The organism is Dinghuibacter sp. (assembly GCF_035492835.1).
Classification (GTDB): Bacteria; Bacteroidota; Bacteroidia; order Chitinophagales; family Chitinophagaceae; genus Dinghuibacter.
On the sequence record NZ_DATJIY010000173.1, the window covers coordinates 1 to 10,740 of the forward strand.

Annotated in this window: 9 protein-coding genes; 7 read left to right on the forward strand and 2 right to left on the reverse strand. The window is 59.0% G+C overall.

The genetic code is table 11. From position 1 onward, the window contains the following. Positions 1–270 precede the first annotated feature (270 nt). Positions 271–708: a type II toxin-antitoxin system VapC family toxin gene (locus VL547_RS16355; protein ID WP_325579766.1), complete on the reverse strand. Its 438-nt coding sequence runs from the start codon at positions 706–708 to the stop codon at positions 271–273. A gap of 351 nt (positions 709–1,059) precedes the next feature. Here VL547_RS16355 and tsaD point away from each other — a divergent pair, with 351 nt between their 5' ends. The 7 genes from tsaD to VL547_RS16390 all read left to right on the forward strand — a co-directional run bounded on the left by tsaD (position 1,060) and on the right by VL547_RS16390 (position 9,691). Next, the gene (tsaD, locus tag VL547_RS16360; protein ID WP_325579768.1) at positions 1,060–2,067 is read left to right on the forward strand and encodes a tRNA (adenosine(37)-N6)-threonylcarbamoyltransferase complex transferase subunit TsaD; all 1,008 of its coding nucleotides are present in this window, start codon (positions 1,060–1,062) and stop codon (positions 2,065–2,067) included. Between the two features lie 115 nt (positions 2,068–2,182). After that, positions 2,183–3,718 (forward strand): sensor histidine kinase, encoded by a 1,536-nt coding sequence (locus tag VL547_RS16365; protein ID WP_325579770.1) that lies wholly within the window; start codon positions 2,183–2,185, stop codon positions 3,716–3,718. Continuing rightward, complete coding sequence (locus VL547_RS16370) at positions 3,705–4,943, forward strand: DUF4407 domain-containing protein (RefSeq protein ID WP_325579772.1); 1,239 nt, start codon at positions 3,705–3,707, stop codon at positions 4,941–4,943. The genes VL547_RS16365 and VL547_RS16370 overlap by 14 nt, the downstream gene beginning before the upstream one ends. Positions 4,944–5,024: 81 nt before the next feature. Next, a complete protein-coding gene (locus tag VL547_RS16375) occupies positions 5,025–7,478 on the forward strand; it encodes an ABC transporter permease (RefSeq protein WP_325579774.1) in 2,454 nt (817 codons plus the stop codon). A 101-nt stretch (positions 7,479–7,579) separates the two neighbouring features. Then, positions 7,580–8,272 (forward strand): LytTR family DNA-binding domain-containing protein, encoded by a 693-nt coding sequence (locus VL547_RS16380; protein ID WP_325579776.1) that lies wholly within the window; start codon positions 7,580–7,582, stop codon positions 8,270–8,272. A 99-nt stretch (positions 8,273–8,371) separates the two neighbouring features. Further along, a complete protein-coding gene (locus VL547_RS16385) occupies positions 8,372–9,097 on the forward strand; it encodes a tRNA1(Val) (adenine(37)-N6)-methyltransferase (RefSeq protein WP_325579778.1) in 726 nt (241 codons plus the stop codon). A 132-nt stretch (positions 9,098–9,229) separates the two neighbouring features. Next, entirely contained in the window at positions 9,230–9,691 is a 462-nt protein-coding gene (locus VL547_RS16390) for a PA2169 family four-helix-bundle protein (RefSeq protein ID WP_325579782.1), read from the forward strand. Positions 9,692–9,747: 56 nt separating this feature from the next. Here the strand turns inward: VL547_RS16390 and VL547_RS16395 are convergent. Then, positions 9,748–10,740 (reverse strand): NAD(P)-dependent oxidoreductase (locus VL547_RS16395; RefSeq protein ID WP_325579784.1); only part of this gene is annotated, 993 nt, incomplete at its 5' end.

Below are 10,740 nucleotides of genomic sequence, written 5' to 3' on the forward strand. Positions count from 1 at the left end.
CGCCCCGTGGGCAAGGACGCCCGGTTGCTGACCGAAGGCCAGGTGTGCGACACGTTTTTCTTTGTTGAATCCGACGGCCTGAGGCACTACGCCGTACTTGACTGGATCGTCCTGGTCGCCCAGGCACTCCTCCGGAGCCCCTCCGACGCATGACGCCACGCGTCGCCGCGCGCACCGTCTCACGCCGCCGCGCTACCCTGTCTCGCGCCCCGCGGTTATCTCGCTTCCGGCTCATAGCTGACCGGAAATTCCAATTTTTTGAATAGGAAATTACTGCAGGTCTGGCAGCGTGACGCTTCTAATCTCTGATACAACCCTCAGCCTTGTATCGTTTGTCAGAAAATAATCAGCGCTAAACTCTAACGCTGTTGCAATTTGCAGAGCGTCTGGTGTGCGAAGGCCATATTTTGCCCTCAACTCTGCTGCCCTTATCGCAATATTGGTATCTATTTCGTAAATCTCAATCCCTGGGGCATTTAGCAGTATCTCCCGATATTGGCCTACAAGGTGGGCGTATCCTTCCCGAATGGGTTTAACTAGTACCTCTAATAAGGTGATCGAAGAAGTAATGAAGGTAAAATCACCGTGATCGTTGGAGGCAAAAAGAGATTTAAGTACGGGCTGATAGTCTGAATGCCCTTCAATAAAATATATTAAGGGAGCCGTGTCTAAAAACACAACCTTTGAGGAAAAGTCCGGCATTACCATTGCCTTTCTCCATCAATGTAATTATCGATGTTTGTGCCGGACCATACGGACGAGCCGACCCCGGAAATGGAAGACAGCGATGTGGATTTTTTTTTGCTTTTCGCCTTTTTAATTTGCATCACAAGCCTTTCAAGAAGTGTCAATTGGTCCTCCGTGTTCAGGCGCTTAACCTGCAATAAAATATCGTTTACATTTAATGCCGTCGGCATAAACTTCGTTTGGAACGAAGTTACGAAATCTGGCTACTTTTTTTGCGAAAAACACGTCAAGTAACTCTTTTATCGTGAGTAAAAAGCCTGGAATATGTCTCGTTTTTGTAGAGAACAGCCAATCGTTCGTACCTTTGCGCCCATGAGCGTAACCATCCTGGCGATAGAATCCTCCTGTGACGAGACGAGCGCGGCGGTGTGCAGGGACGGGCAGATATTGACGAACTACATCGCCGGACAGGCCATCCATGAGCAGTACGGGGGCGTCGTCCCCGAGCTCGCCAGCCGGGCACATATGCAGCATATCGTGCCGGTGGTCGACGTGGCGTTGAAGCAAGCGGGCATTACCACTAAAGACCTCGACGCCATCGCCTTCACCCAGGCGCCCGGGTTGATCGGCTCGCTACTGGTGGGGACCAGCTTCGCCAAATCCCTGGCGCTGGCCCTCGACAAGCCGCTCATTGCCGTGCACCACATGCAGGCCCACGTCCTGGCCAACCTGATTGCGGACCCGGCCCCCGTTTTTCCCTTCCTTTGCCTGACGGTCAGCGGTGGACACACGCAGATCGTGCTGTGTCGCTCACCCCTCGACATGGAAGTCCTCGGCGAGACCCTGGACGACGCCGCCGGCGAGGCCTTTGACAAAAGCGCCAAGCTCCTGGAGCTGCCCTATCCCGGCGGGCCCCTTATAGACAGGCACGCGAAAAACGGCGACCCCAACCGGTTCGTTTTCCCCGAGCCCCAGATACCCGGGCTCAATTTCAGCTTCAGCGGTCTGAAGACCTCGATCCTTTATTTCCTGCAGGAAGGCAAGCGTAACGACCCGGATTTCGTCACCAGGAACCTCGACGACATCTGCGCCTCCATCCAGCACCGCATCGTCACCATCCTCCTCCACAAGCTCGGCCGCGCCGCCAAGGAAACCGGTATCCGGGACATCTGTATCGCCGGCGGCGTTTCCGCCAACAGCGGCCTCCGCCAGGCCCTCACCGACCTCGGCGCCCGTCGCGGCTGGAACACCTTTATCCCCGCCTTCCAATACTGCACCGACAACGCCGGGATGATCGCCAAAACCGCATGGTACCTCTACCAGGCCGGCAAGTTCGCCCCCCTCAGCATCAGCCCGAGCGCCCGCGCGGAATGGGCCTAGCGCCGCAGCCCCGGCTGTCGCCACGCCCCGGTTTGTCACATCTTTTGACCGATTCGTCACATGATCAGTTCGCGCGTCCCGCCGCGCCGTACTATTGTGAAAAGAAATCGCAAAGATGAATTGGAAACAGCTTGAGTTCTGGGTCGCAACCCTCCTGGTAACGGTGTCGCTCACTGCCACGCTCGCGTGGATGGATGGGAATGGCCAGACCGCGGTTTCGGATGTGAGGCATTCCTTTTGGCAGGCGGGGCTGTCGTTCAACTACGTCATGAACTATTTCTTGCCCCACATCCTGCCCTCGTTGTTTTACTATGGAGGATTCCTGGCAGTGATGTTCGTGGGCTATCCCCGTTATTTCGAGCAAAAACGGACCGATACCTTCATCACCTTCCTGCTGGGTGTCCTGGTGGTCATGACGGCGCTTTTCGCGGTCAACGCCTTTTTGTCGACGCCCGGGTACAGTGATAACTACACCCAGTCCGAACGGATGGCGGGGCGCTTCGTCAAAATGCTCAGCCGCGGCCTTATCCAGGCCCTGCAATTCATGGCGCTGATGGCGGGCTACATCCTTTTCAAGGCGTACGTGATCCCGCTGCTGGACGCCCAACGGAGAAAGAGCGGGAAGGCGCAGACCTTCCTGGCGCACTTCCAGGCCTTTTTATTCATATGGGTGCCGGTGATCGTGAGCGTGTTCTTCGTGCGCCGCGACGCGATCGGCTTTATGATCTTTATCGCCTTTTGCGCCCTGCCGCTGGCCTTCCTGATACACGCCCTGAACTACAACTGGATGCTGCCCTACCGGGAGCAGAAGCGGCTGGCCTGGTGGAAATACTGGCCCGCGTATATCATCATCACCATCGTCCTGACGCTACCCTTCGTGCTCGCCTTTGAAATGGTCGTCGGATCGGTAACCTATGACGTGGGGGCGATCATGTCCGGGACCTATTTGTGCATACTGTTGTTTGTCACGCCCCTGAGCTGGCTTTTATATATGTATGGCAAACGGACGACCGGCCAGATTACCCGGCTCACCTCCGCGCTGAGCACCTCGAACGCCAGCCTCGACTTCCTGAAATCGCAGATCAACCCCCACTTTTTGTTCAACGCCCTCAATACGCTATACGGGACGGCCATTCAGGAGCGAAGCGAACGCACCGCCCAGGGCATCCAGCAGCTGGGGGATATGATGCGATTTATGCTCTTTGACAATATGCAGGACCATATTTCGTTACATAAGGAGATTCAGTACATGCGCAACTACATTGACCTGCAGAAACTGCGCACCCAGGCCTCAGACAAGATAAGGATAGACACCCAGCTGGACGAGGCCGCCTGCCAGCACTCCGTGGCGCCCATGTTGCTGATCCCCTTCGTGGAAAACGCCTTCAAGCACGGTATCAGCCTGATTAGACCCAGTTGGATCAAGGTTTCCCTGACCTGTACCCCCGACAAAGTATATTTCGACGTGTACAACAGCGTCCATCCGACAAACGAAAAAGACCCGGAGGAAAAAAGCTCGGGCATAGGGCTTGAAAATGTGCGGCAGCGCCTGAACCTCCTCTACCCGGGAAGACACGAGCTCGCGATCCACCGGTCGCAAACCGAATATTTTATTCACCTAACCCTATTGTTTCCCCATGGAAGGAAGTAACCTGTCGCTCAGAGAAAGGGCGGAACGAAACGCCTCCAAGAACCCGCCCTTCGGGCAGCCCCCGATCCGGAAGGAAGAACCCGATGGCTTCTCCCGTTTCCTGTGGTGGCTGGCCACCGTCGACCCCGAGGTCATGCGGGACTGCGGCTCCGAAAAAGAACGCTACCGTATCATCGGCATGTCCGTGCTGGTCACCTGGATTTTTGCCACGCTGGCGTGGGGGTACTTTTTCTCGACGATCATCGACGACGAGCTGGTCGTGGGCGGGCTGGCGGTTTTCTTTGGCCTGGCCATCCTCGCCATCGACCGGAACCTGATCGCCGCCATGGGCAAAAGCACGAGCTGGCTCCCCGTCGTATTCCGGCTGGCTCTCGCCGTGACCATCGGTTTTTTCCTGTCCCAGCCGATCGTCCTGATGCTCTTCGACAAGGACATCCAGAGCCAGGTGGCCCTCAATAAGGTCAAAAAGATGCAGGTCTTCAGCCAGCAGCTCGACGTGAACAACGCCCCGCTCGTGGCCGACTACCAATCGCACATCAAGCAGCTACAGCAACAGGAGACCACCGGCGCCGACCAGGTGCGTTTCCTCAAGGACGGCTATATCAAGGAAACCGACGGCACCGGCGGTTCGGGTAAGATAGGCGAGGCCTCGGTCGCGCGCGTAAAAAAGGCCGAATACCTCAAGGCGCAGGACGCCCAGGACCAGCTGGTCCGCCAGGACGACCCGCAGATCGCGCTCTACCAGGCGAAGCTGGACACCCTCGAAGCACAGAACAAGCAAAAGGAACAGGTCTACTCCGCGAACCTTTCCGACGGTTTTCTCGCCCGCGTCGAGGCCCTGAGCGACCTGCTTAAGGAGCACGCGCCGATGCGCACGCGCTACCAGCTCGTCATCCTGATCATCACCCTCATCGAGGTCATGCCCGTGGTCGCCAAATTGCTCTTGCCCAAGGGCGAATACGAAGCCCGGGTAGCCCAGTCCGTGGAGCTGGGCGTATACCGCGCCGGTCTGGCCGCCGAACGCGAAAAGGAATTGGAAGCATACTACCAGGAAAAGTCGCTCGAGTCCGATAAGGCAGCCGTGGATCAGTTTTTTGAGGAGTCGCGCGATGCCCGCGCCGAGCTCGGTCGCAACGTCGTCGATAAGAACGACGGACGGTCGTACAGCCAGATGTGGAAACGCTTCCGCCGCCAGGCGTTGTCGTCGCGGGAGGGCTCGCGATAAGGATCTCGCGGCCCGCGCCGCCATCCCCATTCGGCTCGCGCCGCCGTCCCTTGTAACGATTAACTTTTTTTAAGTATAGCCATGATTAAACAATTCTGCAAGGTTGCCCTCCGCAACCTGGGCAGGCAGAAAGCCCTTGCCCTCATCAACGTCCTGGGTTTGTCCGTAGGCCTGACCTGTTTCATCGTGTTCCTGTTGTACGCGGTGAACGAGAACAGCTACGACCGGTTCCACAAAAGGGGCGGCGACATCTATCGCGTGGTCGAGTGGGCCGAGGGTTTCCCCGATCGCGAACCCGGCGGCTCCGCCGGCTTGTCCATGGCCATGGCTCCGGCGATGGCGCAGGATTTGCCCGACGTGGAGCGCTACGTTCGCTTTCGTTCCCGTGGAAACGTACTCGTCAAGGTGGGTGCCAACGTCACCCGCCTCGGCGTATCTTTCGCGGATGCGCCCTTCTTCCACGTGTTCTCCTTCCCCCTGCTACACGGCGACCCCGCCCGTGTCCTCGACGGCCCGCATAGCGCGGTACTGACGCGTGACATGGCCATGCGGCTCTTCGGGAGCACTGACGTCGTGGGACGTGTTATTCAAACGAACTTTGGTGGTCGTGGCGGCCTCGACACCAGCTACACCTCCTTCGAGGTCACCGGCGTGGCGGAGAACCTACCGGCGAATTCGATGTTTTCGTTTGGCATACTGATCGGATACCCTTACCTGCTGAGGCACTCCGATACCCGCTCCCTCACCGACTGGTATCAGACCGCCGGCGACGAAACCTTCGTCATGCTGAGCCCCGGCAGCACGCTGCCGCATGATTTGCAGCGCCTGGAGGACTTCCGCAACCGGCACCTGCCGGACGAGGCCAGGGACTTTATCAAAAAGAAAGAATGGAACGGCAAGGGACTGCCGCCCGTGACCTTCCGGCTCCAGCCTTTGACGTCCATCCACACCGACCCCGCGATAGATGGCGCCGGCAACCCGGTCAATCCCCGGCACATCTGGCTCCTGATCGGTATGGCCGCTGCCGTGCTCCTCATCGCCTGCATCAATTTCACCACGTTGTCCATCGGCCGTTCCGCGGGCCGGGCAAAGGAGATCGGCGTTCGTAAAGTCATCGGCAGCAAAAGGCGGCAGCTCGTTGTCCAGTTCCTGGCCGAGTCGCTGGTCCTGACAGTCGTCTCCGCGCTGCTGGCGCTCGGTTTGACGGTCCTGCTGTTGCCGTACGTCTCATCGCTCACGGGTGTGGCGCTCCACCTGAGCTTCGCGCGTTTCCCCGGGCTGGCCTGGATGCTGGGCGTGCTGACGCTCGTCACGGGGCTTGTGGCCGGCGCATACCCAGCGCTCGTCCTCTCCGGTTTCAAGCCGCTCGAGGTCCTGAAAAGCAAGGTCCGCCTCCATGGCTCGAACCTGTTCACCCGCTCCCTCGTCGTCATACAATTTGTCCTTTCCGCCGGTTTGCTCACGGCAACCGTCATCATCCTGCAGCAGGTCTCGTTTATGCGTAGCCGTGACCTTGGTTTTCAAAAAGAAAACGTCATCGATATAGACGCCGCCGACAACCCTTCCGTGTATGCGGTTTACCGTCAGCGCGTGCTCTCCGACCCGCGCGTACAGGGCGTCACCTCCGCCGATATCGATTTGGGCGCGGGCGCCGGTTTCATGGGCGGCGGCTGCAGCTTCCGGGGGCAGGGTGGGGGAACCCTCGAATACCTCATCGAGCCAGGATATATTTCCGTCATGGGCATGAAGCTCCTCGCCGGCCGCGACTTCAGACCCGCCTTGTCCACCGACTCGACACATTCCGTCATCGTCAACCAGGCGCTGCTCGAAGAATTCCACATCGCCCCCGATAGCGCCATCGGCCAGGTGCTGAACATCGACGGCATGGACGATGCCGCCAGTGCCTATACCATTATCGGTCTTATCAAGGATTTCAATTACGCGACCCTCAGCCAAAAGGTACGCCCACAAGTCTTCCTCTGGCCCCAGACCCTGAAGCATAAACACTTCTACGTCCGTATCGCCCCCGGCGACCCCTCCGGTGTGCTGACCTTTTTGGGCCGGACCTGGTCCGCGATGGCCCCCGGGCTTCCCTTCCGCTATGCCTTCCAGGACGACGAAATGAACAACCTTTATGCCACCGAAGCCCGCTGGAGCCGCATCTTTGGCCTGGCCGGCGGGATGTCCGTCTTCCTCGCCTGTCTCGGCCTGTTCGGCCTCGCCGCCCTGGCCGCGGTAAACCGCCATAAAGAAGTCAGTATCCGGAAAGTCCTGGGCGCCTCCGTCCCCGGACTCGTGCGACTCCTTTCGGTAGAGTTTTCGCGCCTGGTCCTTATAGCGTTGGTGATCGCGGCCCCCCTGGCCTGGTACCTCATGCACCACTGGCTGCAGGGCTACGCCTTCCGCATCGACATACACTGGTGGGTTTTCGCCGCCACCGGCCTGGTTACGCTGGCGGTCGCCCTACTCACCGTCAGTTTACACGCGCTGCGCGCCGCCCGCGCCAACCCCGTCGAGGGGCTCCGGGCGGAATAGCGCCCCGCGGCGCCCCGCGCTTCCCGGTCGCGGCGCTCCGCGCTTCCCGGTCGCGGCGCCCCGCGCTTCCGCAGTTTTGCCGTAACTTTCAAGCCACGCGCATGATCACCGCCATCGCCATAGACGACGAACCCATTGCCCTCGAGGTCGTAAAATCCCTCGCGGAGAAAGTCCCGTTCCTCGAGCTCAAGGCCTCATTCACCGACGCCTTCCAGGCCATCGACTATTTGCAAAAAAACAAGGTCGACCTCATCTTCCTCGACGTCAAGATGCCCGACATCAGCGGTCTGGAGCTCCTCAAATCGCTGCCCCAACCCCCGATGGTCGTCTTCACCACCGCCTACGCCGAGCACGCCGTCCAAAGCTTCGAGCTCGACGCCCTCGACTACCTGCTAAAGCCTTTTTCCCTCAGCCGCTTCCTAAAGGCTTGCAACAAAGCCCAAGAACAGCTGCAGCTTCGGGCGAGCAAGGACATTTCCTCCCCGGTGATCTTCGTCAAAAGCGGCTATGACCAGGTCCGCGTATCCCTGGCGGACATCCTCTTCGTCGAGAGCGCCGGCAACTATATGCAGTTCATCACCCCCACCGGCAAAATCCTATCCCGCCTCACCATGGCTGAGGCCCAGGCCCTCCTCCCCGGCAACCAGTTCTTCCGCATCCATCGCTCCTACATCGTCAACCGCAACCGCATCGACCGCATCGAAAAGACCCAGGTCTGGCTCGGCGATTTCTGCGTCCCCATCGGCGCCGGCTTCACCCAAACCCTCGACCAGATGGTCGGCGGCCCGCGCTAATGCGCCCGCGCCCGTCCCTCGCGCGCCGCGCTGACCCGCGCCCGCCCGCGCGTGCGCCCGCGCCCGCCCACCGCGGGAATTTTGTAGCTTGCACCCGCGATGCCGAACCCCTTTTTCCAATTCAAACAATTCACGGTATTCCAGGACCAGTGCGCGATGAAAGTCAGCACCGACGCCTGCATCTTCGGCGCCTGGATGGCCGGCATCCTGAGGGACCGCGTACCCGCGGACGGCCGCATCCTCGACATCGGCACCGGCACCGGCCTGCTGGCCCTCATGATCGCCCAACAGTCGGGCGCCTTCATCACCGGCGTCGACATCCAGGAAAGCGACGTCCGCCAGGCCGCCGCCAACATGGCCGCCAGCCCCTGGTCCGACCGGCTCCGCGCCCTCCCCGGCGACATCAACGACCTGGCTTTTTCCGATGCCTTCGACGCCATCGTCGCCAACCCGCCGTTTTTTGAAGGCGATCTCCAAGGCCCGGAAGCCGCCCGCAACCTCGCCCGCCACGGCGAAACCCTCACCTTCACCCAACTCCTCCGTGTCCTCGCCCGCGACCTGACCCCCACCGGCATCGCCGGCGTCCTCATCCCCCATCACCGCCTAAATCCCTTTCTGGCAGACGCCCGCAAAAATGGCCTCCACGCCAAAGAAATCGTCCAGCTCTGCCAAACCCCCAGGCACGATCCCTTCCGCTCCATGATCTGGCTCCAACGCCAAGACCCCCGCGACACCCCCATCCTCCAAACCTGGATCATCCGCCACGGCGAGACCTACGGCCCCGAATGCCACACCCTCCTAAAGGATTATTACCTATACCTGTAAAGTCTGCCGCAGGGCCGGCGAATCGTTTTGCAGCCGTTTTTTTGCGCAGCAAAACACGGCTGCAAAACGCCTCGCCGGCCCTGCCAGAAGCCTGGCATCATTTTTTTCCGAAAAAAGGTAAACAGCTAGGATATGGAAACCCTTACATCCCTTGGAGCCGTGGAAATCCTGCATGATTTGGTCCGGATCAATAACGACCGGATAGCCGGCTATATGAAGGCTCTCGAAGAACTGCGCCCCGAAGACGCGGATCTTAAAATTTTGTTTATGAGGAACATAGACCAAAGCCGCCGTTTCAAGCTCAGCCTGGGAACCGAGCTGCTGTCCCTCGGCGGCGACCTCGAAAAAGAGTCCGGTCTCAGCGGCGCCATCTACCGCGCCTGGATGCAGGTCAAAAACACTTTTTCGCACGGCAGCCGCCGTTCCATCCTCGGCAGTTGTGCATATGGGGAAGAAGCTGCACAAAATTCCTACGAAGACGCCCTGCATAGCGAACAATTGCCCGGCGATTTATCCACGATTATCCAGGAACAAAAAGAAATGTTACAATCGAGCCAGGAACAGGTCAATTTATTGCTTAAACTTTGTGACTGATTCCTACTAAAAAAAACCTTTGTCGTATCCAGGCTGCCCCACAAGGGCAGCTTTTTTCATACCCCCGCATACTCCGCCAGGTACCCATACCCCTCCGTGAGCCTCCCGCCCCGCACCATCGTCGCCCGCTCCAGCAACGCGCTCCGCTCCTTCCGCAACTCCGGGAGTACGAACTTGATGAACTGCTCCCCAAAGTATTGGGACGCGTCCCGCGGCAGCTCGTTCGGCAGGTTGCTGACCGCCATAATATCGACGGACCCTGGTAAATAGGGCTCCGTTTTGGCCCCCGTCATCCGGTCCACCCCATACACCGGCTCCTCGATCGTCGAGTCCCCTATGTTACAAGGCACCGAGCCCCGGAGGTCATTGGTAATGTCCGCGATGGTAGCAATCCTGAAATCGGCCCCGCGCATATCCGCCAGCGAAAACAGCTGCGGTATATCCGCGCTCCAGTATATCCCGTTCATTAAAATGTCCGTCTCCGGAATATAGGGTCCGAACATACACTCATACCCACCGGGATGCAAGTGAAAGTCCTCCCGGTCATAACCCCCGTGTACCCGGTGCCGGTACAGGTCCTGTCCGCGAAGATGCACAAACACCGGGTACGCAAACGACCGGCGCACATACTCCTCCGGCTCCACTTCCTTGATCCCCATCAGGGTCATGATCTCCAGCACCCCCGAAGAAACCCTGCCCGTCCCCGTCACCGCCACCTTTACCGGTGGCAGCCGGAGCTCGAAATAAGTATGGATCAGTTCTTTAAAGTGCTTGCTTTGGCTCACCCGCCGAAGGTCGAACGCTCCCGTCCGTTGCCCATACGCCATGATCCCGTTGTGCGCACCCACGACCCCCGCAAAAAAACCAAACCCCAGGATGCGCTGCCCATCCTCGTGCGTCAGGCATTCATAGTCGATCAGCGTAATCTTTCGTTCGATAATCTTCCGGAACAGCCCCTGGTTCGCCGGTTGTTTCTTTTTGGTGTGGGAAAAAAAGAAATAGGTTTTCCCCTCTATCAATTCCGCTTTCGGGACCTCCTTGATCCCAAG